We start from the raw sequence: 23,453 nt of genomic DNA on the forward strand, positions 1-23,453 counted from the left end.
CGCGGTCTAGGTCGGCGGTGTGTTCAGGGTGGCCCAGACCAGTTTGCCGGTTCGGGTGGGCAGGGCGCCCCAGGCGTCGGTCATCCGGTGGACCATGCGCAGGCCGAGGCCGCGATGGGCCGGGTCGCCGGGTTCGCCCGGCAGGTGGACGGGTGGCGGTGGAATGGCGGGGTTGCGATCGTGCACGGTCAGGTGCAGTCCTCGCGGGCGGCGGGTGACGGCCACGTCGATGCGGGAACCGGCGTGATCGATGGCGTTGGTGACCAATTCGGCCAGCACCGCGGTGCCGGGTCGTACCAGCCCGGGCAGGTTCCAGCCGGCGCAGGCACGGTCGATGACGGCGGTGACTTCGGTCAGGGCGTCGGCATCGGGGTCCAGGCGGAGGATCAGCCGCTCGGGGTGGGCGGTCGAGGCGATCAATGCCGCGCGGCCCTCGGGCACGGTGGCGTACAGCGGCAGGAACCAGCGCGCGCCGCGCCGGCGCAGGATGGCGGCCAGCGGCGCGGCGGTCGGCAGGCACACCACGACGGGCACGCACGGGCGGCGCTGCTCGCCCCAGGACCGCGCGGCTCGCCACAAGCCGGCGCTGGCGCCCTGCGGGTCGCCGAGGTCGTAGAGGTCCACGATCATCCCGGATGGCTGGTCGGCGAGGCACTTACTCAGGGCATCGACAACTGCCGCGTTCAGGTCGGCATCCCAGCGGCCATGGACGGCGATCTCGGTGATCGCGGTGTCGAAATCGGTGACCACGGCGACCGTCTGTCCGGTCGGTCCGCCCCCGGGGGTCAGCAGGAACGGTGACTCGTCGCGCCGCATGATTCCTCCCCAAGCACGACAGCTTCCGACAACAGCCCCCGTTCCTCCGCCCGGATGCCCTCGCTGCGGCCGTTCAACCGTCGGACGGGGGTGTCGGCGAAACGTGCCAATCCGGCCCTTCGGGTGATGGCGGGTTTGGTGTGCTTGCCGCAGGGCAACCAACAGCGCGTTGGCCTACGGAGGTGGACACAGTGACGGCGCAGACATCCCCCAACTCGGGCGCGGAACGCTCGACGAATACCGCCGATCTGGTCAGTCAGGCGGCCTCGCAGATCTCGACTCTGGTGCGCGACGAGTTGGCGCTGGCGAAGCGCGAACTGGCGGAGAAGGGCAAGCGTGCCGGCCTGGGCGGCGGATTGTTGGGCGGTGCCGCGGTGCTCGGCCTGTACGGGCTCGGCCTGCTGCTGGTGCTGGCCGTCGTGCTGCTCGACCTGGCCTGGCCGCTGTGGCTGGCGGTGCTGGTCGTGATGGTCGTCGTGTTCGCCGCGGCCGCGGTAGCGGCCCTGCTCGGCCGGCGGCGCCTCGAGGAGGCGACCCCGCCGGTTCCCACTGACGCCATCGCGGGCGTCGAGGCCGACCTGGCAACCGTCAAGACCGCAGCTCGACGAGGACGGCACGCATGAGCAACCCGGCAGCATCCCCACCGCCCGACCAGGAACAACTGCGAGCGGAGATCGAGCGCACCCGCGCCGACCTCGGCGAGACCGTGCAACAGCTGGCCGCCAAGACCGACGTGAAGGCGCGCGCGAAGCAGACCGCCGCCGACCTGTCCGGTCGGGCCAAGCAGACCGCCGCCGACCTGTCCGGTCGGGCCAAGCAGACCGCCGCCGACCTGCCCGGTCGAGCCAAGCAGACCGCGGCGGAGGTCAGCGCGAAGGCCACTGACGCCGCCGGCACCGCGTTGGACGCGGCGAAGGCCCAGGCGGCCTCGGTCGAGGGCAGGGTCGCCGAGGTTCGTCAGGACCCGGCTCGCCGGCGCCTGCTGAACGTGGTCGCGCTCGTGGCCGCGGCGGTGGCGATCAGCGCGCTGGCAGCGGTCGTGATCCGCCGACGGCAGGCATGACCCGACTACAACGAGGAGACACCATCGTGAAGATCGTCAAGCTGGCCGCCGGGTTCGCCGTCGGTTACGTGCTCGGCAGCCGCGCGGGTCGCGACGCCTACGAGCGGATCGCCGCGAACGCCCGGCAGCTGCGTGCACATCCCGCCGTCCGGCAGTCGCAGGAGAAGGGCAAAGCCCTGCTGGCCGGCGGCGCCGAGGCGGCGACCGCGAAGCTGCACCGGGCGGCCGCCGACTCCGAGCCCGAATCCGGCACGACGGCCACCCGAAAGGCCCGCCCGGCGCCGAAGAAGCCCGAGGTGGCCGCGCCGGTGGAACCTGCCGTGGGACAGCCGCTGGGCTGACCCGCGCCGGGCCGAGCGGACGTGCAGATTTGCGGCCTGCACGTCCGCTCGGCGTCAGTCGGGTGATGGTCGGCGGGTGTATCCGGGCTGATTGGTGGTACTCGCCCGGGTATGGACCAGGACAGGACACCTGCGCTCCAGGCCATCGGCGACGTTCCGCCGCTGCCGGCGCATTTGCAGGTCGAGGTGACCTCGGCGTGCAACCTGCGATGCACCATGTGCCTGGTCCGCTATCGGCCACCGATCAACAAGCTGGCCGGGGCGATGCGCCCCGAGCTGTTCCACCGTCTGGTGGACGAGGTCCCGGTGCGCCGGCTGACGCTGCAGGGCCTCGGCGAGCCGCTGCTCTCGCCGTACCTCCTGGAAATGATCACGACCGCGGTCGGGCGCGGTATCAAGGTCGGGTTCAACTCGAACGCCACCCTGCTCACCCGCGCCCGTGCCGAGCAGATGGTCGCCGCCGGACTGGACTGGCTGCACGTATCGGTCGATGGCGCGACCCCGGCGGTCTACGAGGCGATCCGCGAAGGCGCGCACTTCGATGCGGTGATCGGCAACCTGGCCGGGCTGGTCCAGGCCAAACGCGAGGCCGGCAGCGCGACCCCGTGGATCCGGGTGGTGTTCGTGGCGATGCGCGACAACGTCGCCGACCTGCCCGCCCTGACCCGGCTGCTGGCCCGGGTCGGCGTGAACGAGCTGCGGGTGCAGAACCTGTCGCACGACTTCGCCGACACCGACCCGGCCGGCTCCTACCAGCAGATCCGGGATTTCACCGCCGGCCAGGCGCTCTGGACCGACCAGGACACCGCCCACGCGCACCGGATGTTCACCGAAGCGGCCCGCGTCGCCGCCGGCAGCGGCCTGACCCTGCGCCTGCCGTCGCTGACCGATCAGGGCGGCGGCAACTGCACCTGGCCGTGGGACGCGGCGTACGTGACCAGCACCGGCCTGGTGCAGCCGTGCTGCATGGTGATGGGTGACGACCGCGCCGTGCTCGGCGACCTGAGCCGGCAGAGCTTCACCGACATCTGGCGGGGGCGCCCCTATGCGGAGTTCCGGCAGCGCCTGGACAGCGCGGAACCGCCCGAGGTGTGCCGCGGCTGCGCCCTGTACCGCCACACCTTCTAGGTGACGGGCGTTGAGACTCCCGCAAAAGTGCCAGACCTCGGCGTGCGTCTCCGATCGCCGGGCCGGCCGCCCTAGCGTCGGAGACCGGGCAGGAGACGCCCAGGCGTCGATCTGTCGTCGCCGGTCGGTTGATCGGCTAGGGTGGCTCGGCGCCGCCGGACCTAAGGAGCCCTGTGCCGAGTCAACCTCGCGCCTACCAGTCCCGGACCAAGCGCCGCAGGTCGCCGCTCTGGGCGCGGGTCGCGCTCGTGCTGGGCGCCGTTCTGGTGGTGGTGAGCGGGAGCACGCTGGCGTTGGTCAGCGCCGCGGAGAGCAAGGTCAACGCCGCGATCCCCGACCACCAGCTCGCCGGGGTCACGGTGAAGCACGCCGAGATCAAGGGTGCCAAGAACATCCTGCTGGCCAGCCTGGACACCCGGCCCAGCTGGTCCAAGACGCACCTGGCGAGCCACACCGACTCGATCATCATCCTGCACATCGCCGCCGACCATCAGCAGGCGTACATGCTGTCGGTCCCGCGCGACACGCTGGTGGACATCCCCGCCTACAACAACGGCAAGTACAACAACCACGAGCACCACGACAAGATCAACGCGGCGTTCGCGTTCGGCAGCCTCGGACTCGACGGCGACGAGGCCATCACGCACGGCATGACCCTGCTGACCAAGACGATCCAGCAGGAGTTCGGCATCACTCCCGACGCGGAGGCGGTCGTCAACTACTCCGGCTTCACCGACATCATGAAGATCCTCGGGAAGGTCTGCATGAACGTCGACGAGAACGTCACGTCGATCCACATCGGTCACGACGCGAACGGCAAGCAGGCCGTGCCGTACATAACCGACGGCGCCGGCATCATCAAGCACAAGGTGCCGGGCGTGACCCCGAACAAGTACAAGATGGGCAACCACTGCTTCACCCCGGCCGAGGCGCTCGACTACGCCCGCCAGCGCGACCTGCTCTCCAAGAACGACGGCGACTACGGTCGCCAGCGCCACCAGCAACAACTACTCAGGGCGATCATGAAGACCGCCGTCAGCCAGGGCCTGGACTCTCCGGCCAAGCTGCCCGGGCTGCTCACCGCGATCGGCAAGGCGACGACCGTCTTCCTGCAGGGCATCTCGCTGGAGGACTGGGCCTTCGGCATGAAGGGCATCAACCCTGACAACATCATCACGCTGAAGACCAACAACGGTCAGTTCGTCAACGCCAAGGCCCCGCCCGGGGTCGGTTCGGCGCAAGGCCTCAGCGCGGACAGCCGCCAGATGTTCCGGGACGCCAAGAACGATACGATGGCCGCCTTCGTCGCCGCCCACCCCAGCTGGATCGCCAAGAACTGAGCCGCCTGACCCGCGCCTCCCGGAGGCCGGTCCATGCATCTGCGCGGCCCAATCTCTGCCTCGCGGCCGAGCCGCCGTCAGGCGCCCAGCGCGCGCCAGCCGGCATAGTCGTGTATCGCGATGCCGTTGAACGCGGGAGAATTGCGGGTTGCCGCATCGACCGCGGCCAGGGCGTCACCCAGCGCCGTGGCGCCTTCCTCGGCGAAGGTGCAGTACGGGCAGTCCGCCAGCGGGCGGGTCTCGGCCCCGAGCCGGACCCGCTTGCCGGCGGTGGCGCCGCGGGCCAGCCAGTCGCGGCTGACCTCGTAGATCGAGTTGGGGCCGGTGCCGGTGTCCCGGTAGCTCATCACCGTGACCGACGAGGCCCGGCGCAGGGTTTCGGTGGCCAGGTTCTTGCCGGAGACCGTGATGGTGCCGTACCAGAAGGGGACGTCGGCCTCGACCGCCAGCGTGCCGGCGTCGCGTAGCCGTTGCAGCAAGGTCAGGTATGCGGTGGCGGTGGCGGCGCGGTTGCTGTTCCAGGCCGGCAGCAGGTATGGCTCGACGTCGACGTGCAGCCCGCTGAACAGGCCGGTGGCGGTGACCGCCTTCGCCCAGGCGAGGGCGGTGGCGTGGTCGGTGGTCCACGTTTCGTCGCCGCCGAGGGCGGTCAGTTTGATGCCGGCCAGGTCCGCCTGCCGTTTCAGCTCCTGCAGGCGGGGCAGCGAACCGTCGGTGGCGAGCGTGGCGTCGACGTACGCGAAGATCTCGGACACGTGGTGACTCGTGGCCCAGGACACCACGGTCGCGGGGTCTGCCGGGTCCCACAGCCACATCGCGCGGGTGTCTGCCGGGGCGGGTGCCGTCCCGGCGACCGCGCCGGCCCCGGAAGCGATCAGGAACGCGGCGGCGAGCATTGACACAAGCCACATTCGGGTGGTTCGGCGCACCGGGCCGCCTCCTCGTCTCGGGTGCCCGGCGTTCGCGTGGCCGTGCAGGGCGAGAATCGGCAACCGCCCGGCGCTTCTGAGGTTATGGACACAGGTCGTCGCGGCGTGGCGGCCCCACAAAGATCAAGACCGTATAGCCTGATGACTATACGGCCTGGTGATGCATGGTGCGCCGGGTAGGACTCGAACCTACAACCCGCGGATTGAGAGTCCGCGATCTTGAGCGTCGCGGGCTCTCGCGGCGTACCGCCCCAGGACCCCGCCGGAGTCCTTTCCCTACGACAGGCAGACCCAGCTGGTGGTCACCGTGAAGGCGGTGGTGGTCGCGCGCAGGCGGACCGGGCCGTGAGGGGCGGGGCCCAGCGTGAAGTAACCGACCGGGTCGATCTCGGTGCGGTCGTAGTCGCCCGTGGCGGTGCCCGCGGTCACCCGGCCGGCGGAAGGCGGGGAAAGCTGGCCGGCGATGCCCTCCTCGGTGACCTCGATCTCCACCACCACCTCGCCGTGGCGGAAGGTGAGCAGGCGCGCCGACGCCGTGGAGCGCAGCGGGCCGGCCGGGGCCGGGTCGCAGGCGGAGTCGAAGACCAGCTCGGCGACGGCCAGTTCGTCGTCGATGGTGCGCCACGCGAACGCCGCGCGGGCGGCGCTCAGGTGGTCCGCCGGGACCTGCCCGGCCTCGTCCAGGGCTCCGCGCAGCTCGCCGAGCAGCTCGCCGTCATCGGCCGGCGGCCACCGTGTCATCGCGGTCACCTCCCTTTCGCGTGCTCCTCGGGCCGGTCAGGCCGGGGCGCTCCCGGGTGGCCGCGGTGCCGCCGTCGACCAGCGCGGCCAGTGCGGGGCAGTCGCGGAGCTTGCGCAGGCACCGGCCGTGGGTGGGGCCGACGCTGCCGAGCGGCATGCCGAGCCGTTCGCTGATCTCACGGTGGCTGGCCGGTGGATCGGCCAGGGCCATCGCCAGCAGCTGCCGGCAGCGCGGCGGCAGCAGCGCGAACGCCGCCCGCAGCGTATCGCGCCGTTCGACGCGCAGGATGTGGTCGTCGAGGCTGCCCGCGTCGGCACGCGGGGCGGCGGCCTCGGCGTACAGGTCGAAGGTGGACACCGGGCGGCTCATCCGGACCACCCGGTAGCACTCCCGGCGGGTGGTGGTGGCCAACCAGCCGGCCAGCGCGGCCGGTTCCCGGATCGTGCCGAGGTGTTCGACGAGCCGCAGCCAGACGGTCTGGTTGACGTCGGCCGCGTCGGCCCGGTCGAGCCGGTGTGCCCTGATCACCGAGGCGACCAGCGGCGCGTAGCGTTCGACCAGGCCGTGCCAGGCCTGCTCGTCCCCGGCGGCAGCGGCCGCCAGCAGCGGCCCGGGCTCCGCTGCCGCGCTCACTCGACCAGCACCCCGTCGCCGAACGGCGCGGGCTGGCCGGCGAGCAGTCTCAGCCGGGCCTCGTCGGCGCTGAGGCCGCCGGCGGTCATCTGCGCGGCGAGCCGGCCGGACACGTAGGCCGCGGCGAACGACGTTCCCGACCAGCCGGCGACGCCGCCGAACTCCTCGTCGGGCACGCCGGGCAGTGAGCGCCGCCCCTTCACGAACGTGCTGGTCCAGGTGCCGGGCGCCCAGGCGTCGACCCACGGGCCGTAGTTGCTGTAGGACGCCGGCTGGGGGCCGGTCTCCCCCGTCGCGGTGGCGGCCACGGCCACCACCGGGCCGAGGGCGGCCGGCCAGGTGGGCCGGGTGCTGCCGGCGTTGCCGGCCGCGGCCACCGTGACCACCCCGGCGGGCAGCGCGGCCAGGGCGTTGACCAACGGCAGCGGGGGTACGTCACCGAGCGTGTAACCGCCGAGCGAGAGGTTGATGACGGACACCGTGGACCCGAGCCGGCCGAGCGCGGCGACCAGGGACGCCTCGTCGCCGAGCCCGGATGCCTCGAGGGCCCGCTCCGGGTCGAACCGGACGCCGGGCGCCGCCTGCCGCACGACGCCTGCGACGAAGGTGCCGTGCCCGCCCTCCAGCGCGAGCACGTCACCGTACGTGTAAAGCGAGTCCTCGTCGTCGGCCTCCGGAACGTAGCTGCCGCCGAGCCAGTCGGGGTGGGCGGCGGCGGCGTCGCGCCAGATGCCGGTGTCACAGATGCCGACGGTCACCCCGGCGCCCTCGGTGCCGCGGGCCGGGTCGCGGGCCGGGAGTTGCCCGGTGGCGGTGGGCGGCCCGTCCGGGTTGCCCATGATCTTGCCGAAGCCGAGGAGGACGTGGTGCGGTTGGACGCCGGGCACCCGTTCGCCGGGCCACTGGTCGGGGTCGCGCAGCACGTCGACGACGGCCGGCACGTCCACCTCGCGGTCGAAGAGCAGCACCGTCACCCCGGCGAACTCGCCACCGCCGGTGACCGGCAGGCCCATCTTGCGCAGCCGGGCGATGACCCGGCGGGCGTCCGCGTCGGCCACCAGGACCTGACGTGGACGGTAGAGAATCTCCCGCCTGGCATCCTGATACCACCGCACGTCCTTGTTGTCGCCGATCATCGCGGCGAAGGCCCGCTGGTAGGCGTCCGCGATGGGATCGCCGGCGGCGGCCGGGCCGGGCCGCCACAGGCCGCCGAGCGGGATCGCGGCGGCGGACGCCGCGGCGAGGCCGATCAGTCGGCGGCGGGTCAACGTGGTCTCCGGTGACACGGTCTGCCCTCCTCGGGACACCGCCCCGGACGGCGGTGTCTCGGACCATACGGACGGAGGCCCCCGACCCGGACACCTCAGACCGGTAGCCGACACTGTCCGGCTGGAGGCATTGACGGGCCTGCGGCCGTGAAGGACATTGCTGCTCATGGTCGTCGATCGCTCGGCTCCGCCAAGTCGCGCGCAACGGGCCCTGGCCGCCGTCCAGGGTCATCCCCGGGAAGCCATCGCCGAGGCCCGGAAGGTGCTGTCCGGCCCGGCGAACGCCGACGAGCGGTCCACCGCGGAGCGCGCCGTCGGGCTGGCCCTGCTGGAGCTGTGTGACCTGGCCGGGGCGGTGCGGCATCTGCACCGGGCGGTGCGGGCCGCCGAGTCCGCGACGGTGGCCGCCCTGGCCCGGATGAGCCTGGGCTACGCCTTGGCCAACGCCGGCCGCACGGCCGCCGCGCTGACCGCGGTCAGCGCGGCGTTGCCGCAGCTGTCCGGGGTGGACGCGGGCCGGGCCCGGATGCAGCGCGGTGTGGTGCGGCACTATCGCGGCGAGTTCGCTGAGGCGGTCCGGGACTACAGCCAGGCCATCGAGATCGCGCAGCGGGCCGGCGACGGCCTCCTGGAGGCCCGCGCCCGCAACAACCGAGGGCTGCTCAACGCCCACCGCGGCACCGACCGGGGCACCGACGACCTGGAGCGGGCGGCGGCGCTCTTCGCCGAGCTCGGGCTGCCCCTGGCGGCGGCGGACGCCCGCTGGAACGACGGGGTCGCGGCCGGTCAGCGCGGGGACGTCGCGGCGGCGCTGCGCCGGTTCGCCGAGGTCGACCGGGAGCACGAGCGTCTCGCGGTGCCCCGGCCGGCGCTGCTGCTGGACCGATTTGAGCTGCTGCTCTCGGTGTCGCTGGTGGGCGAGGCGACGGCGGTGGCGGACACCGCGGTGCGCGAGCTGGACCGGCGCGGGATGGCCTCCGATCTGGCCGAGGCGTTGCTGGCCCAGGCCCGGGCGGCGCTGGTCGGCGGCGATCTGGAGACGGCGGCGCGGGCGGCGGCCGGTGCCCGGTCCCGATTCCGCCGGCAGGGCCGCCGCACCTGGGCGGCGTTCGCCCGGCGGGTCGAACTGCAGGCGCGGGCCGGCCGGGACGAGCCGACCCCGGCGCTGCTGGCCGCGCTGCGCCGGACCGCCAGGCAGCTGGCCGACACCGGCTGGGCCGGCCCGGCGCTCGCCGTCCGCATCGACGCCGGCCGGATCGCCACCCGGCTGGGCCGACCGAGCGAGGCCGTCGAGCTGCTGGGGGTCGCCGCGCAGGCCCGCCGGCGGGGCACCGCGCCACGTCGGGCGCAGGGCTGGTACGCGCTGGCCCTGTGCCGCCGGCTGGCGGGTGACGAGCGGGGTGCCGAGCGGGCGCTGCGCCGGGGCCTGGCCGTCCTCGACACCTACCGGGCCGCGCTGGGCGCGACCGAGCTGCGCGCGCACACCGGCGGGTACGGGACGGAGCTGGCCTCGGAGGGACTGGACATCGCGGTCCGGACCGGGCTGCCGGACGGCGTGCTGGACTGGGCGGAGCGGGGCCGGGCGAGCGCGCTGCGGCTGCGGCCGGTGCTCCCACCCCGCGACCCGGAGCTGGCCGCGGCCCTGGCGGAGTTGCGGATGGTGAGCACCGCGCTGGAGGACGCGCTGCTCGGCGACCGCCCGGCGCAGGCGTTGCGGCTGTCCCAGGCTCGCCTGGAACAGCGGGTACGGGAGCTGACCCGGACGGTGCCCGGATTGGTGGCCGGCGACGCGGCGCAGCCGGCCGGGGTGCCTGGCCTCGCCAGGGAACTCGGCGACGCGGTGCTCGTCGAGCTGGTAGCGCACCGGGGCCGGCTGCTGGCGGTGCTGTTGCGGGACGGCGTTTGCGGCCTGCACGACCTGGGGTCGCTGGACGAGGCGCTGCGCCGGACCCGGCTGCACCGGTTCGGCCTGCGCCGGGTGATCGCCACGGGGGATTCGGCGGCGTCCCGGGCGGGCGCCGAGCACACCGCCGCCGAGCTGGACCGGCAGCTGTTCGGGCCGCTGCGCCCGTGGCTGGCCGACCGGCCGCTGGTCGTGGTGCCGATCGGGGCCTTGCACGGGGTGGCGTGGGCGGCGCTGCCGACGTGTGCGGGGCGGCCGGTGACGGTGGCGCCGTCGGCGACGTCCTGGCTGGCGGCGCGGCGGCGGCGCGCCCCGGATGGCCCGCCGGTGCTGGTGGCGGGGCCGCGCCTGGCGGCGGCCCGGGACGAGGTGGACCGGCTGTGCCGCCTGTTGCCGGGGGCGGTGGTGCTGGCCGGTGAGCAGGCCGGGGCGGCACGGGTGACGGCGGCGATGGACGGCGCCGCGGTGGTGCACATCGCCGCGCACGGCCGGTTCCGGGCGGACAGCCCGCAGTTCTCCACGCTGGACCTGGCGGACGGGCCGCTCATCGCGTACGAGTGGGAGCGGTTGTCCCGGCCGCCCGGCTGCATGGTGCTCTCTGCCTGCGATGCGGGCCGCTCCGCGGTGCGGCCCGGCGACGAGGTGATGGGCTTCACCGCGGTCCTGCTCGCGCTCGGCACCCGGACGCTGATCTCGACGGTGCTGCCGGTGCCGGCGGAGTTGACCACCGCTCTCGTCGTCGACCTGCACCGGCGTCTGCGGGCCGATGACCCACCGGCGATGGCCCTGGCCGACGCGCAGCGGACCCTCGCCGAGCGGGGCGCCCTGGCGCACGCCACCGCCGCGGCCTTTGTCTGTTTTGGCGCTGGCTAGCAACCGGTTCGTCTCCCGGGATGTATGCGTGGCCCGGCGCACCGGCTCTGTCCCGGTGCGCGGATTCCCGCGCCGTCACCGAAGGAGAGAAAGATGTTGCGTCGCGACATCCGGCTGGCCGCCGCCGTGAGCCTCGCGCTCGCCGGCACCACGCTGCTGCCGCCCGCGGCGGCCCAGGCCGCCGACACCGCCGGCGTCTACGCCGTCGTCCAGGAGGGACTCACCGAAGATGAGGGTGCGGCCCTCGGCAAGGCGTACGGCATCCCGAACGCGCTGGAGACCACCGGCGCGTTCAGCTACGTCGACACGGCCACCTTCAACGCGGTGCCGCTGGTCGACGTCGCCAAGGGCAAGGATGAGCAGGGCCGGGCGACGCTGAGCCAGGCCGTCGACCTCGACCGGCTGCGCGCCGTCAAACCGATCTCAGCGGATGACGCGCTGGCGAAGGCGAAACAGCTGGTCGAGCTGGCCGGGCTCAGCCCCGACATGAAGCTGACCACCGAGGTCTCCAACAGTCGGCTCACCCTGGCCGACGCGAACGGCCGCGCCACGACCGAGCATGCTCTGGATACCACGGTCAGCGGGCACCTCACGTTGGATGGTCTGCCGGTGACTGGGCAGGGCGCCAAGCTGCGGATCACCTTCGCCCCGGACGGCACGGTCAGCCAGCTGTCGCACGCCCTGCGCAAGGTCACCCGCGCCGGTACGGTCGCGGTGATCGACCCGGCGGAGGCGACCAAGGCGTGCGCCGCCCTCTACCCGGCCGGGACCCGGCAGCAGACGCCGACGCTCGGCTACCAGTTCCCCGAGCTGGGCGCGGTCGAGGCGAACGGCAAGGGCACCGTGTCGTCGATCTTCCCGCAGTACACCTGCAACCCGGTGGCCGAGTCGGGCACCCTCGCCCACCGGCTCGTCCCGGCGGTGCCGGGGGCGGCGCCGAGCGGCAAACTCGCGGTTAAGCGCTCCGGCGACACCGTCGAAGCGGCGGTCTCGGTCTCCGGCGGCACCGCTCCCTACACGTACGCCTGGTCGTCGTCGAGCACGGTGCTCGACAGCGGCCAGACCGGTGACACGATCGCCTACCAACGCGCGCCGCGCGACGCGAAGGCCGACCCGGCGGAGCAGCTGACCGTCGAGGTCACCGACGCCGACGGGCTGGCCGCGACGGCGACCGTGACGCTGGACGGCGACGGCGACGCGACAGCCGAGACGACGCCGGGCGGTGGCGGCTTCGGAGCGCTGGCGGTCGGGCCGACCGATGTCGGCATCGAGCAGACCGTCGACGAGTGGCAGTGCGCGCAGGACAGCGCGAACGGCTTCCGCTCGGTGATGCAGTCGCACGGGACCCCGGTCGCGTTCGACTGGCGCGGCGCGAACGCCTGGGAGTGGGACTTCAAGGACGGCACCCTCGGCGGCGGCGACAACTACTACGTCGACAACGTGGACGCGGTCTGGTACACGGGCCACGGCTGGTCGGGCGGGTTCACCTTCAAGGGCGGCACCTCGATCGTGCCGTCCGAGGCGCGCTGGGGCGACTCGTACGATCTGGAATGGTTGCAGCTGGAGTCCTGCCAGGTCCTGACGTACCCGATGAGCTGGAAGCAGAGCTTCCGCGGGCTGCACATCATGAACGGGTTCCAGACCAACGCGTACTGCGTGGGCGGCGGCACCGGCGCGACGTTCGCGAACTACCTGTTCCCCCAGAAGTTCCTCTGGTGGACGCTGCGACCGGCGCAGCGGATCCAGGCGGCCTGGGCGCTGATGGCGATCGACCGTGAGCCGTCCGGCGTGATCTACAAGTCGACCGGCCTGTGGCGCCCGTCCGACGGCGTGACCAACGTCGGCGACTACTTCTGGGGCCAGGGCCCGGTCGGCCCGGACCTGTACGACTCGCCCGCCATGGGCATGTGGTGGATCTCCGGCACGGTGTAGGCCGGTGACCAACGGTGCACCGTGTGGCGGCACGGTGCACCGGCGGGTCAGCCGCGGATGCCGACCTAGCACGTACGTCGGGGCGAGGAGCTTGACCTCGCAGCTGGCACCGAGATCGATTGGACCGATTCGGGCTATTGGACAGTCGACCGGTCCGTCGCCTCCGAAGCCCGTGGCGTGCGCGCTGCTGGCGAGATCGCTCAGCCGAAGTCGATAATTGGCTCGGCTGGTATTGCGGAGGCCTCAGCAATATGTGTAGGCGCCAGTACTGCCCCAGGAGCAGGAGTCGAGCAGCGTTCCGTAGTTGCTGCGAAGGTAGGCGGCATCGCCGGTGTTGTTCCACACGTGCCAGCCCAACCCCCAGTAGCGGTGGACGCTCGTGTTGGTGCCCTTGCCGGTGTGGACGTAGACACTCTTGCCGGGGTAAAGCACGAAGCTCGTGGTGAACGTGTAGACATGGTTCTGCTTGTCGCGCACCGTGAAGTTCTTGAGGTTGAGCGCGTAGCTGCGCGTGTTCTTCAACCCGAAGTACTCACCGTTCACGCTGGCGTTCGCAGTAGTGTCGGTCCCGGGCGCGTTGTAATAGACGATGGTGAACATGATCGGCGGTGTGGCGGCCTGAGCCGGTGCAGCGGCGGCCAGGCAGACCCCCAAGCCGAGGGCTAACGCGGAGACGAGACTGATTAGTCGCTTCTTCATGTAGTTCCTCCTCTGTCGATCCGATTTGGTGCGGGACGCGTAGGCGTCATCGTTTGCTTGACGACAACGGAGTTCGTGGATGGCCGCGGCGCAGAGCGAAGCCGTGCGGGCTGGCGGCCGCGTCGAATTCCTGATGAACGATTTCACTCACCGATGCGGCTCATCGCCGGCGACCGCGGTGCGCGAAAGCTCCAGGTCTCGTTCTCTCGGCTTACTCGCCACCTGACGCGACCGACACCGCACACCGCCGCCAGTCCGAAAGCATCACCGCCGCAGTGGCTGAGGTCGACCCTCAAGTCGTTGGCTCTGCACCGTCACAAACTAGGAGTCACGAAAGCCGGAAACAATCCGTCAAGAGAGTTGCGCCCTACTCGCTTCGTACGATCGCCGATGAGTCGACTGGTCACTGCCGTGGTCCATCGCTTTGTACGGGCGTCGGCGTTGCTCGGCCGTGAGGAGCGCCGGTGAGGTCGGTGGCGCGCCGGCCGGGGTCCGCGTGGGTGGCGGTGGCCCGCGCCGACATGCTGCCGACGATGAGCGAGGTGTAGGGGACGTAGCCGAGCGCCGCCACGCTCCAGCCGACCCCCGGCGCGTAGGGCCGGCCCACCGCTGCTCCGACGAGCACCGCCGCGACCAGGCCGGCGGCGACGGCGGCCGACGCCCGTACCGCGGTGGGCCCACCAGAACCGAACGGGACAGCCCTCAGGTAATGGTCGGCACAGCGGGTAAGCGTCCTACGTTTGCCGACGAGGCGTACCAAGGCTGCCGAGCGGCCTCGCTGCCGCGCGAAAAAGTGATCCGCCGCTTGGTGGGTGTACTGATCAATCCGTTCCTGATCTACTGAACAACCGTTAACCCGGTCTGGGGCCGGCTGGGAGAGACCTGGCCGGCGCCAGGCCGTTCTATGTCTGCCGTGGGTGCCGATTCCATGCGTCCGCAGCGTGAAGGAGCAAGGCCAACGATGCTTATCGGAGTTCCCCGCGAGCCCAGCGGTGAGACGCGCGTCGCCGCCACCCCAACGACCGCCAAACAGCTCATCGCCCTCGGATACGACGTCGTCGTGGAGGCCGGCGCCGGCGAGGCTGCCAGCTTCGCCGACGAGGCGTACGCCGAGGCGGGTGCCGGCGTCGGATCCGCGGAGCAGGCCTGGGCCGCCGACATCGTCTTCCGGATCAACGGCCCCAGCCTGCAGGAGGTCGACCGGCCACAAGACGGCTCCGTGCTCGTCTCCATGCTGGCGCCCGCACTCAACCCAGAACTGGTCGACGCGCTGGCCGCGCGACCGATCACTGTCCTGGCAATGGACGCGGTGCCACGGATCAGTCGCGCCCAGTCGCTCGATGTGCTCTCGTCCATGGCGAATATCGCCGGCTACCGCGCCGTCATCGAAGCCGCCCATCACTTCGGAAGGTTCTTCACCGGCCAGGTCACCGCGGCGGGCAAGGTCCCACCGGCCAAGGTCCTGATCGCCGGCGCCGGCGTGGCCGGGCTGTCCGCCATCGGCGCCGCCGCCAGCCTCGGCGCGATCGTACGTGCCACCGACCCTCGCCCCGAGGTCGCCGACCAGGTCAAGAGCCTCGGCGGCACCTACTTGCCGGTCGAGGTCGACGAGCAGATGGTTTCCTCCGATGGTTACGCCAAGACCACCTCCGAGGCGTACGACGCTGCGGCCGCCCGCCTGTATGCCGAGCAGGCCGCCGATATCGACATCATCATCACGACCGCGCTCATCCCCGGACGGCCGGCACCCAGGCTGATCACCGCCGCCGACGTGGCCGCGATGCGCCCCGGTTCGGTCATCGTCGACATGGCCACCGCTCAGGGTGGCAACGTCGAGGGCTCCGTAGCCGGCGAGGTGGTCACCACCGGCCACGGCGTGACGATCATCGGCTACACCGACCTCGCCGGCCGCCTGGCCGCGCAGGCCAGCCAGCTCTACGGCACCAACCTGGTCAACCTGATGAAGCTCGTCACGCCGGGCAAGGATGGCAAGCTGATCCTGGACCTCGACGATGTCGTCCAGCGCGGCATCACCGTGGCCCGGGACGGCGAGAAGCTGTGGCCGCCCCCGCCCGTACAGGTGTCCGCGGCGGCCATCACGCCCGCGATCGCGCCGGCGGCTGCGCCGGTCGCGGCGAAACGGCCGTTCCCGGTGGCTGCCAAGCTCGCCCTGACCGGGCTGGCCGTCGCCGTCCTCTTCCTCGTCAACGCGTTCGCCCCGGAGCCGATCCCGCGGCACTTCACCGTGCTCGTGCTCGCGGTCGTCATCGGCTACTACGTCATCGGCAAGGTGCACCATGCCCTGCACACGCCGCTGATGTCGGTGACCAACGCGATCTCGGGCGTCATCCTCGTCGGCGCCATGTTCCAGGTCGGCGTCCCGGACACCACCGTCCGGGTCCTTGCCACGGTCGCCGTCCTGCTCGCCTCGATCAACGTCTTCGGTGGCTTCGCGGTGACTCACCGCATGCTGTCCATGTTCCAGAAGGGCAACTGACCGATGAATGCCACCTCGATCGCTTTCGCGGCCGGCCTGGTCGCGTCCCTGCTCTTCATCCTGTCGCTGGCCGGGCTCGCCAAGCACGAGACCGCCAAGCAGGGCTGGACCTACGGCGTCGCCGGAATGGTCATCGCCCTCGCGGCCACCTTCGGCCTGGTCATCGACGGCCGTCCCGGCGTCGGGCTGCCGCTGCTGATCGCGGGCGTCGTGGTCGGCGGCGCCATCGGCCTCTGGCGCGCCCGGGTCGTCGAGATGACCGGCATGCCCGAGCTGATCGCGCTGCTGCACAGCTTCGTCGGCCTCGCCGCCGTGCTGGTCGGATGGAACGGATACCGTGAAGCGGCCCAGGGACTCGTCATCTTCCCGCTCGACAGCCTGGAGAAGATCCACCACGCGGAGGTCTTCATCGGGGTCTTCATCGGCGCGGTCACGTTCACCGGTTCGATCGTGGCGTTCCTGAAGCTCAGCGGCCGGATGAAGTCGGCGCCGCTGATGCTGCCGGGCAAGAACCTGCTCAACCTCGGCGCGCTGGCCCTCTTCGCCATCTTCACCGTGTGGTTCGTGATCAGCCCGGCGCTGTGGCTGCTGGTGGTCGTCACGGTGCTGGCGCTCGCGCTGGGCTGGCATCTGGTGGCCTCGATCGGCGGCGGCGACATGCCGGTGGTCGTCTCGATGCTCAACAGCTATTCCGGCTGGGCGGCGGCCGCCTCCGGCTTCCTGCTCAACCAGGACGTGCTGATCGTCACCGGCGCGCTCGTCGGATCCTCCGGCGCCTACCTCTCGTACGTGATGTGCAAGGCGATGAACCGCTCGTTCATCTCCGTCATCGCCGGTGGTTTCGGTATCGAGGCGGGCCCAACGGGCGACATCGATTACGGCGAGCACCGCGAGATCCTCGCCGAGGACGCCGCCGAACTGCTCGCCTCCGCCACCTCGGTGGTCATCACGCCCGGCTACGGCATGGCCGTGGCCCAGGCGCAGTACCCGGTCGCAGAGCTCACCCGGCAGCTGCGCGACCTAGGCGTCGAAGTCCGCTTCGGCATCCACCCCGTGGCCGGTCGACTCCCCGGCCACATGAACGTCCTGCTCGCCGAGGCCAAGGTGCCCTACGACATCGTGCTCGAGATGGACGAGATCAACGACGATTTCCCGGGCACGGACGTCGTCCTGGTCATCGGCGCCAACGACACCGTGAACCCGTCCGCCGCGGAAGACCCGGCAAGCCCCATCGCCGGCATGCCCGTACTCACCGTCTGGAACGCCAAGGACGTCATCGTCTTCAAGCGTTCCATGGCCGCCGGGTACGCGGGTGTGCAGAATCCACTGTTCTTCCGGGAGAACTCACGCATGCTCTTCGGCGACGCGAAGTCCAAGGTCGAGGACATCGTCCGGGCGCTGTCGCGCGTACCCGTCTGAGCGAACTTGCCGACGAGGAGGACAGCCTTTCGAGCGGGCGACCGACGGGCACATTTGGCCTGCGGTCGCTCGTGGCTGACGGAAGAGGTGTTCCTCGGCTTCGTCGCGAACGACCGCCTCGCGGTGATGTGGTGGCTGATCGCCCTGCGTGGTCTGCGCCGCGGTGAAGCCGCCGGACTGCGTCGGGCCGACGTCGACCTCGATTCGCGGATGGCGATGATCGAGCAGCAGCGCATCGCCAACGGTCATCTGGTCACGGTCGGTCCGCCGAAGACGGCGGCGAGCCGCCGGCTGGTCGGGCTGGACCGGCACACGGTGCGGCTGCTGCGCGAGCAACGGGCGGTGGCCGAGGGAAATCCGCTGAGCGGGGTGAGATCGCCGCCGCGGGTGACCAGGCCTTCCGGCCGCCCCAAAGGGCGGAAACGGGGGCGCCCACACACGTCCCACCGACGTCCCACAAAAGATCAAGGCCGCATAGCCTGATGGCTATACGGCCTGGTGATGCTTGGTGCGCCGCGTAGGACTCGAACCTACAACCCGCGGATTAAGAGTCCGCTGCTCTGCCAGTTGAGCTAGCGGCGCTCGCCGGCAACGACGGAAACGTTAGCACGCGCCCCCTAGATCCTTGAAATCGGCCCGTGTTCCTCACATTCACGGCTTGAATCAGCCCCAAGGATGACTCGGGCCCTTGCCTGCATGCGGCAGGATGTCCCGCAAACCGCAAATTTTGATCTACGGGGATGGTCGGCATGCGGCGCTCGGTGGTGACGGTCGTGGTGGCTGCGGTGATCGCGCCGCTCGCGCTGTCCGGTTGTGGTGACAAGCAGAAGTCTGCCGCCGCTGCCACGCCCGCGCCCAGCGTGAGTGTCAGCGCCGGGGCCAGTGGTGCGCCCGCCCCGGAGTCCGCCGACGTGCCGATCAGCCTCTCGGTGACCCCGACGGCCGGCAAGACCAACGTCCCGACCAGCGCCGAGGTCGGCTTCCAGGTCTCCGGCGGCAAGGTCACCTCGGTCACGCTGACCGACAGCAAGGGCAAGGCCGTCGCGGGCCGGCTCCGCGAGGACGGTTCCAGCTGGGTGCCGGGCCAAACCCTCAAGACCAAGGAGAGGTACGCGGCCAGCGTCGTCGCCACGTCGGACAGCGGCCTCACCAAGACCGTGCGCACCACCTTCACCACGATGGGCGCGCCGGCCCGCAAGACCGGCACGGGGCTCTACCTCTTCAACGACCAAACGTACGGCGTCGCGATGCCGGTCGTGGCCGAGTTCAACCCGGGTATCAAGAAGGCGGACCGCGCGGCCGTGCAGAAGCGGATGTTCGTGCAGACCGACCCGCCGCAGCCGGGCGTCTGGTCGTGGACGTCGAGCGGCACCCAGGCGTACTACCGGGCCCCCGAGTATTGGCAGCCGGGCACCAAGCTGACCGTGCGGATCGCGGTCGGCGGCCTGCCCACCGGCGGCGGCCGCTACGGCAACCAGGACCGCTCGGCCGTTGCCAAGATCGGCCGCAAGTTCGAGATGAACGTCGACAATGCGACCAAGAAGATGACCGTCGTGCAGGACGGCAAGGTGGTCAAGACGATGCCGGTCAGCCTCGGCCGGCCGAGCAAGCCCTCGGTGAGCGGCACCATGGTGATCATGGACAAGCAGGCCGAGACCGTCTTCGACACCACCGACACCGCGGGCTCGGCCGGCTACAAGGTCAATATTCAGTACGCGCAGCGCCTGACCTGGAGCGGCCAGTTCGTTCACTCGGCGCCCTGGTCGGTCGGCGCCCAGGGGCACCGGAACGTCTCGCACGGCTGCGTCAACGTCTCCCCGTCCAACGCGGTGTGGCTGTTCAACAAGTCGTTGATCGGCGACCCGGTGGTGGTCAAGAACACCGGCACCAAGCTCGCCTACGGCGACGGCTGGACCCCGTGGAATGTGACCTGGGACGAGTTCGTCAAGGGCAGTGCCCTTCCGGTGCCGACCTCCCTGAAGTGATACCTCCCTAAACAGGCGACTTTGTCGCTATGACCTGGGTGACTTTGCGCTCGCGGCACGAATCCGGGATTGGGTGACCCGGCTTTCGCCCGGCAAGATGGGGCGGCCAGGGATCGAGCGACGCCGTGGGGGGATCATGAACAGCAGTCGAGTTGGGCGCCCGTGGCGCTCCGCCGCGACCGCGCTGATCGCAGGCGTCGTCCTGCTCGGCTCGGGCTGCGGCCGCGGCGACAAGTCGCCCACCTGGCAGGGCGGTAGCGACCGGCAGACCGCCGACGGCAGCAGCGGCACCGCGGCGCCGTCCCCGTCGCCGACCCTCAGCACCGTGGCGGTCGTCTCGCCGGCGGCCAATGCGACCGGCGTGGTGGCCGTCACCGAGGTGAAGTACACCAGCGACGACCCGGAGAACATCTCGGTCACCGTGACGGATGCCGGTGGCGGCGAGGTCAGCGGCACCCTCGACAAGGACAAGCAGACCTGGCGCCCCGACAAGGCCCTCGCCTACGGCGCCAAATACACGGTGACCGTCAACGGCACGGCGGCCGAGGGCAAGGGCGGCTCGGCCACCAGCACGTTCACGACCATGGCCAAGCCCTCGAAGATCATTCGGGTGACCAGCTTCCTCGCCGACAACCAGACCGTGGGCGTGGGCATGCCGCTGATCATCAAGTTCAGCCGCGCGATCCCGGTGAGCTTCCGGGACGACGTCGAGCGCCGGCTGACGGTGACCGCCACCCCGGCGCAGGAGGGCTCCTGGGGCTGGATCAGCCCGACCGAGGTGCACTACCGGCCGAAGGTGTTCTGGCAGGGGAACTCGAAGGTCTTCTACAAGGCGCAGCTGGGCGGCGTCCCGCTCGGCAACGGCTATTACGGCAAGAGCGACCTCACCGTCGACCTGAAGATCGGCCGGTCGTTCGTCATGACGGTCTCCAACAAGGCCAAGCAGATGACCGTCAAGCAGGACGGCAAGGTCATCAAGACGATCCCGGTGAGCCTCGGCAAGCCGAGCACCCCGTCGTCGAGCGGCACGATGATCGTGATGGAGAAGGCGAAGCACACCGTCTTCGACACCACCGACACCGACCCGGTGAACGGCTACAAGACCCCGATCGACTTCGCCCAGCGGATCACCTGGAGCGGCCAGTTCATTCACGCCGCGCCCTGGTCCGAGGGCAAGCAGGGGCACGTCAACGTCTCGCACGGCTGCGTCAACGTCTCGGAGAAGATGGGCGCCTGGCTGTTCGGCCGGACGATGATGGGCGACCCGATCACGGTCAGCGGCACCGAGCAGAAGCTGAAGCAGGGCAACGGCTGGACGGACTTCAACGTGAGCTATGCCGAGTGGAAGAAGCTCAGCTACCTCAAATAGCGCCTAATCTGGGCAAATGAGACTCGCGGTCGGGCTGGCCTGCCTCCTGCTCGCCGGTTGTGGTGGCGGAGGCGGCACCGGCCGGCCGGCCGCGTCGCCACCGGCCCCGGCAGTCTCCGCGTCTGCCCCGGGCCGGTCCGCGCCGGCGCCCGAAACGCCGGGCGAGTCGCTACCGAGCGTGATCGAGGCCAGCGCCGACGACGTACCGGGATCGATTGCCTGTGCCCGGCTCGCCGCGGCGATCGAGGGCGGCTCCTTCATGGTCCCGGGAGTGACCGGCGGGATCGCCGCCGCGGCCGCGACCGCCGACGCCCCGCTCGCCGACGCCGCTCGCCGGCTCGACGACGCTTATCGCGCAGCGCTGGCGGCGAGGAATAAACCAGATGAACCGGACAAGGTTGCGGCGGTTGCTGCGGCCGCTTCGGATATGTCCGGCGTTTGCGCGGCGAGCGGCCTCGAAACCGTCGGATGAATTCAGTGAAAGGCATCGATGCCGTGGATGACCTGCGGGTTTGCCGCCAAGGTGCGCTTCGCGCGTTGTTTCGACATCTGTAGCCGGACCGTCACCCGACCTGCGTAACAGTCCTTCCCAAGTTCGCGATCAAGCAGGCAGTATGCAGCGCGGACCAGGGGCGGAAGAGGGAGAGCGGCGATGGCGCAGATCCATCACTTCGACCACGGGTGGATCACTCCCACGGTCAGTTACCTACTGTCCGTGCTGGGATCGCTGCTCGGCCTCACGCTGGCGGCCCGGTTCCGGTCGGCCCGCTCGAACGGCGAGCGCATCTGGTGGACCATCCTCGCGTCGGTCGCCATCGGCGGCACCGCGATCTGGAGCATGCACTTCGTCGCGATGATGGGCTTCAGCGTCTCCGGCACGCCGATCCGGTACGACGTCGGCCTCACCGCGGCCAGCGCCATCCTGGCCGTCGTTGCGGTCGCCCTCGGCCTGGTGATAGCCCTGTTCGGCCAGAAGGCGCAGAACTTCCGGATCCTGGCCGGCGGCGTCATCTCCGGACTCGGTGTCGCCGCGATGCACTACACCGGCATGGCGGCGCTGCACCTGAACGGGGAGATCTCCTACTCGGCGACCCGGGTCGGCCTGTCGATCGGCATCGCCGTGGTCGCCGCCTCGGTGGCGCTCTGGCTGGCCGTCACGGTGCACAAACCGCTCGCCATCTTCGTCTCGGCGCTCGTCATGGGGATCGCGGTCAACGCCATGCACTTCACCGGCATGTCCGCCATCTCGGTCACCGAGCACGCGCCCGGCGAGCTCAGCGGCGCCAGCTCGACCAGCATGATCGTTCCGATCGGCGCCACGGTCGTGTTCGGCATCCTCGGCCTCGCGTACGCCTTGATGGCCGCGCCCACCGAGGAAGACCGCGAAGCGGCCGCCTACCTCGCCGCCCGCCGCGAGGCTACCGGCGCTACCCCCGCTACCGGCGTTGCCCGCGCTACTGGCGCTCCCGGCGCTCCCGGCGCTGTCCGCGCGACTGGCGCTGCCGGCGCCGCCGGTGCGACCCGCGCCTTTCCGCTGCCGAACGCGATCTCGGCCGCCGAGCCCGAGCGGCCGAAGCGCGGCGCGTCCGCCCTCGGCGGCGGTGCCTGGACCTACCGCGACCGCTCCCGCTGACTCGTCGAGCAAGCGTTACCGGGGCTGCATCAACCAGTCCCAGGCCTTCTTGAGCCCGTGCCGCAGGCCGTCGTCGTCCGCGAGCCGAGCCGGCGGGTCCGCGCTGGGCTCCGGCAGCTCCGCCGCCGGCGCGGCCACGATGACCCCGTGCTGGTAGAGCCCGTCCACCAGGCTCGCCCGAGCGAACCGGTGCCCCATCGCGGTCTTGAGCAGCAGCCCGTGGAAGACGTCCGCGCCCTCGTCGGCCAGCACGTGCTCGACCTCGCCGACCCGGTCGCCGGCCCGGTCGAAGACCGGCGTGCCGTCCGCGAGCACGAGGTACGACACCGGCGCGCCGAGGTCCTGGGGTTGTTCCTTGTCCGTCATGTCCCGCAGGTACCCCCGGAGGCCCGCCGGTACACGAAAAGTCAGTCCCGGGCGCCCGGCAGGCTCGCGACCTCACGGTAGAACCGGTCGATCTGCCGTACGGTCGCCTCGAAGTCGTCGAGGCCGAACGGCTTGGTCACGTACGCGTTGGCCCGCTGCTGATAGCTCGCCGCGATGTCCGGCGCCGCGCCGGAGGTGGTCAGGATGACTACCGGGATCGCCTTGAGCTGCTCGTCCGTCTTGATCGCGGCGAGTGTCTCGCGCCCGTCCATCCGTGGCATGTTGAGGTCGAGCAGGATCAGGTCGGGGCGGCTCGCCTCGGTGTAGCTGCCCTCGCCCCGCAGGTAGTTGAGCGCTTCGCGACCGTCGGTGACCCGTTCGACCCGGGTGGGCGTCTCGGCGGCGGCCAACGCCTCCTCGATCATGAGGGCGTCCGCGTCGTCGTCATCGACGACCAGGATCTGCAGGCTCCGCACGAAGGCCCCCTAGGAATTTGCGGTGCCGCAAGCATAGGGGG

23 protein-coding genes and 1 tRNA gene are annotated in these 23,453 nt (G+C 71.0%); 14 read left to right on the forward strand and 10 right to left on the reverse strand.

The window, feature by feature from the left end; translation table 11 throughout:
* Nucleotides 1–6: 6 nt before the first annotated feature.
* Nucleotides 7–816: an ATP-binding protein gene (locus tag ODJ79_RS04040; protein ID WP_263021936.1), complete on the reverse strand. Its 810-nt coding sequence runs from the start codon at nucleotides 814–816 to the stop codon at nucleotides 7–9.
* A 182-nt stretch (nucleotides 817–998) separates the two neighbouring features.
* Here ODJ79_RS04040 and ODJ79_RS04045 point away from each other — a divergent pair, with 182 nt between their 5' ends.
* The 5 genes from ODJ79_RS04045 (at nucleotide 999) to ODJ79_RS04065 (ending at nucleotide 4,688) form a co-directional block, all read left to right on the forward strand.
* Entirely contained in the window at nucleotides 999–1,439 is a 441-nt protein-coding gene (locus ODJ79_RS04045) for a phage holin family protein (protein WP_411267255.1), read from the forward strand.
* Nucleotides 1,436–1,879, forward strand: coding sequence for a DUF3618 domain-containing protein (locus tag ODJ79_RS04050; protein ID WP_263021938.1), 444 nt, complete (start codon nucleotides 1,436–1,438; stop codon nucleotides 1,877–1,879). The genes ODJ79_RS04045 and ODJ79_RS04050 overlap by 4 nt, the downstream gene beginning before the upstream one ends.
* Nucleotides 1,880–1,905: 26 nt before the next feature.
* Nucleotides 1,906–2,220 (forward strand): hypothetical protein, encoded by a 315-nt coding sequence (locus ODJ79_RS04055; RefSeq protein WP_263021939.1) that lies wholly within the window; start codon nucleotides 1,906–1,908, stop codon nucleotides 2,218–2,220.
* A 111-nt stretch (nucleotides 2,221–2,331) separates the two neighbouring features.
* Nucleotides 2,332–3,348 (forward strand): radical SAM protein, encoded by a 1,017-nt coding sequence (locus tag ODJ79_RS04060; RefSeq protein ID WP_263021940.1) that lies wholly within the window; start codon nucleotides 2,332–2,334, stop codon nucleotides 3,346–3,348.
* A 173-nt stretch (nucleotides 3,349–3,521) separates the two neighbouring features.
* The gene (locus tag ODJ79_RS04065; RefSeq protein ID WP_263021941.1) at nucleotides 3,522–4,688 is read left to right on the forward strand and encodes an LCP family protein; all 1,167 of its coding nucleotides are present in this window, start codon (nucleotides 3,522–3,524) and stop codon (nucleotides 4,686–4,688) included.
* Between the two features lie 77 nt (nucleotides 4,689–4,765).
* Here the strand turns inward: ODJ79_RS04065 and ODJ79_RS04070 are convergent, their stop codons facing one another.
* The 4 genes from ODJ79_RS04070 to ODJ79_RS04085 all read right to left on the reverse strand — a co-directional run bounded on the left by ODJ79_RS04070 (nucleotide 4,766) and on the right by ODJ79_RS04085 (nucleotide 8,278).
* On the reverse strand, nucleotides 4,766–5,590 hold the full coding sequence (locus ODJ79_RS04070; protein WP_263021942.1) for a hypothetical protein: 825 nt from the start codon (nucleotides 5,588–5,590) through the stop codon (nucleotides 4,766–4,768).
* Nucleotides 5,591–5,893: 303 nt separating this feature from the next.
* Entirely contained in the window at nucleotides 5,894–6,358 is a 465-nt protein-coding gene (locus tag ODJ79_RS04075) for a hypothetical protein (RefSeq protein WP_263021943.1), read from the reverse strand.
* Complete coding sequence (locus ODJ79_RS04080; RefSeq protein WP_263021944.1) at nucleotides 6,333–6,992, reverse strand: RNA polymerase sigma factor; 660 nt, start codon at nucleotides 6,990–6,992, stop codon at nucleotides 6,333–6,335. Before ODJ79_RS04080 ends, ODJ79_RS04075 begins: the two co-directional genes overlap by 26 nt.
* Entirely contained in the window at nucleotides 6,989–8,278 is a 1,290-nt protein-coding gene (locus ODJ79_RS04085) for a S8 family peptidase (protein ID WP_263021945.1), read from the reverse strand. The genes ODJ79_RS04080 and ODJ79_RS04085 overlap by 4 nt, the downstream gene beginning before the upstream one ends.
* A gap of 148 nt (nucleotides 8,279–8,426) precedes the next feature.
* Between ODJ79_RS04085 and ODJ79_RS04090 the strand changes: the two genes are divergently transcribed.
* Together ODJ79_RS04090 and ODJ79_RS04095 are read left to right on the forward strand one after the other, a co-directional pair.
* Nucleotides 8,427–11,036, forward strand: coding sequence for a CHAT domain-containing protein (locus tag ODJ79_RS04090; RefSeq protein WP_263021946.1), 2,610 nt, complete (start codon nucleotides 8,427–8,429; stop codon nucleotides 11,034–11,036).
* Between the two features lie 93 nt (nucleotides 11,037–11,129).
* The gene (locus ODJ79_RS04095) at nucleotides 11,130–12,968 is read left to right on the forward strand and encodes a SprB repeat-containing protein (protein ID WP_263021947.1); all 1,839 of its coding nucleotides are present in this window, start codon (nucleotides 11,130–11,132) and stop codon (nucleotides 12,966–12,968) included.
* A 243-nt stretch (nucleotides 12,969–13,211) separates the two neighbouring features.
* On the opposite strand, the gene ODJ79_RS04100 is transcribed toward ODJ79_RS04095, so the two are convergent.
* On the reverse strand, nucleotides 13,212–13,667 hold the full coding sequence (locus ODJ79_RS04100) for a lamin tail domain-containing protein (protein WP_263021948.1): 456 nt from the start codon (nucleotides 13,665–13,667) through the stop codon (nucleotides 13,212–13,214).
* 403 nt (nucleotides 13,668–14,070) lie between these two features.
* Nucleotides 14,071–14,292: a hypothetical protein gene (locus ODJ79_RS04105; protein WP_263021949.1), complete on the reverse strand. Its 222-nt coding sequence runs from the start codon at nucleotides 14,290–14,292 to the stop codon at nucleotides 14,071–14,073.
* Between the two features lie 336 nt (nucleotides 14,293–14,628).
* Between ODJ79_RS04105 and ODJ79_RS04110 the strand changes: the two genes are divergently transcribed.
* The 3 genes from ODJ79_RS04110 (at nucleotide 14,629) to ODJ79_RS04120 (ending at nucleotide 18,066) form a co-directional block, all read left to right on the forward strand.
* Complete coding sequence (locus ODJ79_RS04110) at nucleotides 14,629–16,164, forward strand: Re/Si-specific NAD(P)(+) transhydrogenase subunit alpha (protein ID WP_263021950.1); 1,536 nt, start codon at nucleotides 14,629–14,631, stop codon at nucleotides 16,162–16,164.
* Between the two features lie 3 nt (nucleotides 16,165–16,167).
* Nucleotides 16,168–17,583: a Re/Si-specific NAD(P)(+) transhydrogenase subunit beta gene (gene pntB, locus ODJ79_RS04115; RefSeq protein ID WP_263021951.1), complete on the forward strand. Its 1,416-nt coding sequence runs from the start codon at nucleotides 16,168–16,170 to the stop codon at nucleotides 17,581–17,583.
* A gap of 87 nt (nucleotides 17,584–17,670) precedes the next feature.
* Nucleotides 17,671–18,066 carry a hypothetical protein gene (locus ODJ79_RS04120; RefSeq protein WP_263021952.1) on the forward strand — a complete coding sequence of 132 codons (396 nt, stop codon included), beginning with the start codon at nucleotides 17,671–17,673 and terminating at the stop codon, nucleotides 18,064–18,066.
* A 23-nt stretch (nucleotides 18,067–18,089) separates the two neighbouring features.
* Here ODJ79_RS04120 and ODJ79_RS04125 read toward each other — a convergent pair.
* Nucleotides 18,090–18,165, reverse strand: a tRNA-Lys gene (locus ODJ79_RS04125).
* A gap of 158 nt (nucleotides 18,166–18,323) precedes the next feature.
* Between ODJ79_RS04125 and ODJ79_RS04130 the strand changes: the two genes are divergently transcribed.
* The 4 genes from ODJ79_RS04130 to ODJ79_RS04145 all read left to right on the forward strand — a co-directional run bounded on the left by ODJ79_RS04130 (nucleotide 18,324) and on the right by ODJ79_RS04145 (nucleotide 22,570).
* Nucleotides 18,324–19,568 carry an Ig-like domain-containing protein gene (locus ODJ79_RS04130; protein ID WP_263021953.1) on the forward strand — a complete coding sequence of 415 codons (1,245 nt, stop codon included), beginning with the start codon at nucleotides 18,324–18,326 and terminating at the stop codon, nucleotides 19,566–19,568.
* A 136-nt stretch (nucleotides 19,569–19,704) separates the two neighbouring features.
* Nucleotides 19,705–20,937 (forward strand): Ig-like domain-containing protein, encoded by a 1,233-nt coding sequence (locus ODJ79_RS04135; protein ID WP_263021954.1) that lies wholly within the window; start codon nucleotides 19,705–19,707, stop codon nucleotides 20,935–20,937.
* Between the two features lie 178 nt (nucleotides 20,938–21,115).
* Nucleotides 21,116–21,409, forward strand: a complete 294-nt coding sequence (locus ODJ79_RS04140; RefSeq protein WP_263021955.1) for a hypothetical protein — start codon at nucleotides 21,116–21,118, stop codon at nucleotides 21,407–21,409.
* Between the two features lie 180 nt (nucleotides 21,410–21,589).
* Nucleotides 21,590–22,570, forward strand: coding sequence for an MHYT domain-containing protein (locus ODJ79_RS04145; protein ID WP_263021956.1), 981 nt, complete (start codon nucleotides 21,590–21,592; stop codon nucleotides 22,568–22,570).
* A gap of 15 nt (nucleotides 22,571–22,585) precedes the next feature.
* On the opposite strand, the gene ODJ79_RS04150 is transcribed toward ODJ79_RS04145, so the two are convergent.
* Together ODJ79_RS04150 and ODJ79_RS04155 are read right to left on the reverse strand one after the other, a co-directional pair.
* Nucleotides 22,586–22,936, reverse strand: a complete 351-nt coding sequence (locus tag ODJ79_RS04150) for a PRC-barrel domain-containing protein (RefSeq protein WP_263021957.1) — start codon at nucleotides 22,934–22,936, stop codon at nucleotides 22,586–22,588.
* Nucleotides 22,937–22,977: 41 nt separating this feature from the next.
* Entirely contained in the window at nucleotides 22,978–23,412 is a 435-nt protein-coding gene (locus ODJ79_RS04155; RefSeq protein WP_263021958.1) for a response regulator, read from the reverse strand.
* Nucleotides 23,413–23,453: the final 41 nt, after the last annotated feature.

The sequence above is a fragment of the Actinoplanes sp. KI2 genome (assembly GCF_025630775.1).
GTDB lineage: Bacteria > Actinomycetota > Actinomycetes > Mycobacteriales > Micromonosporaceae > Actinoplanes.

Excerpts from the sequence above, each read along its gene's own strand:
- ODJ79_RS04075 (WP_263021943.1), bottom strand. The coding sequence starts at position 6,358 with ATGACACGGTGGCCGCCGGCCGATGACGGCGAGCTGCTCGGCGAGCTG.
- ODJ79_RS04145 (WP_263021956.1), top strand. The coding sequence starts at position 21,590 with ATGGCGCAGATCCATCACTTCGACCACGGGTGGATCACTCCCACGGTC.
- ODJ79_RS04100 (WP_263021948.1), bottom strand. The coding sequence starts at position 13,667 with ATGAAGAAGCGACTAATCAGTCTCGTCTCCGCGTTAGCCCTCGGCTTG.
- ODJ79_RS04050 (WP_263021938.1), top strand. The coding sequence starts at position 1,436 with ATGAGCAACCCGGCAGCATCCCCACCGCCCGACCAGGAACAACTGCGA.
- pntB (WP_263021951.1), top strand. The coding sequence starts at position 16,168 with ATGAATGCCACCTCGATCGCTTTCGCGGCCGGCCTGGTCGCGTCCCTG.
- ODJ79_RS04060 (WP_263021940.1), top strand. The coding sequence starts at position 2,332 with ATGGACCAGGACAGGACACCTGCGCTCCAGGCCATCGGCGACGTTCCG.
- ODJ79_RS04135 (WP_263021954.1), top strand. The coding sequence starts at position 19,705 with ATGAACAGCAGTCGAGTTGGGCGCCCGTGGCGCTCCGCCGCGACCGCG.
- ODJ79_RS04150 (WP_263021957.1), bottom strand. The coding sequence starts at position 22,936 with ATGACGGACAAGGAACAACCCCAGGACCTCGGCGCGCCGGTGTCGTAC.
- ODJ79_RS04040 (WP_263021936.1), bottom strand. The coding sequence starts at position 816 with ATGCGGCGCGACGAGTCACCGTTCCTGCTGACCCCCGGGGGCGGACCG.
- ODJ79_RS04130 (WP_263021953.1), top strand. The coding sequence starts at position 18,324 with ATGGTCGGCATGCGGCGCTCGGTGGTGACGGTCGTGGTGGCTGCGGTG.
- ODJ79_RS04090 (WP_263021946.1), top strand. The coding sequence starts at position 8,427 with ATGGTCGTCGATCGCTCGGCTCCGCCAAGTCGCGCGCAACGGGCCCTG.
- ODJ79_RS04095 (WP_263021947.1), top strand. The coding sequence starts at position 11,130 with ATGTTGCGTCGCGACATCCGGCTGGCCGCCGCCGTGAGCCTCGCGCTC.
- ODJ79_RS04110 (WP_263021950.1), top strand. The coding sequence starts at position 14,629 with ATGCTTATCGGAGTTCCCCGCGAGCCCAGCGGTGAGACGCGCGTCGCC.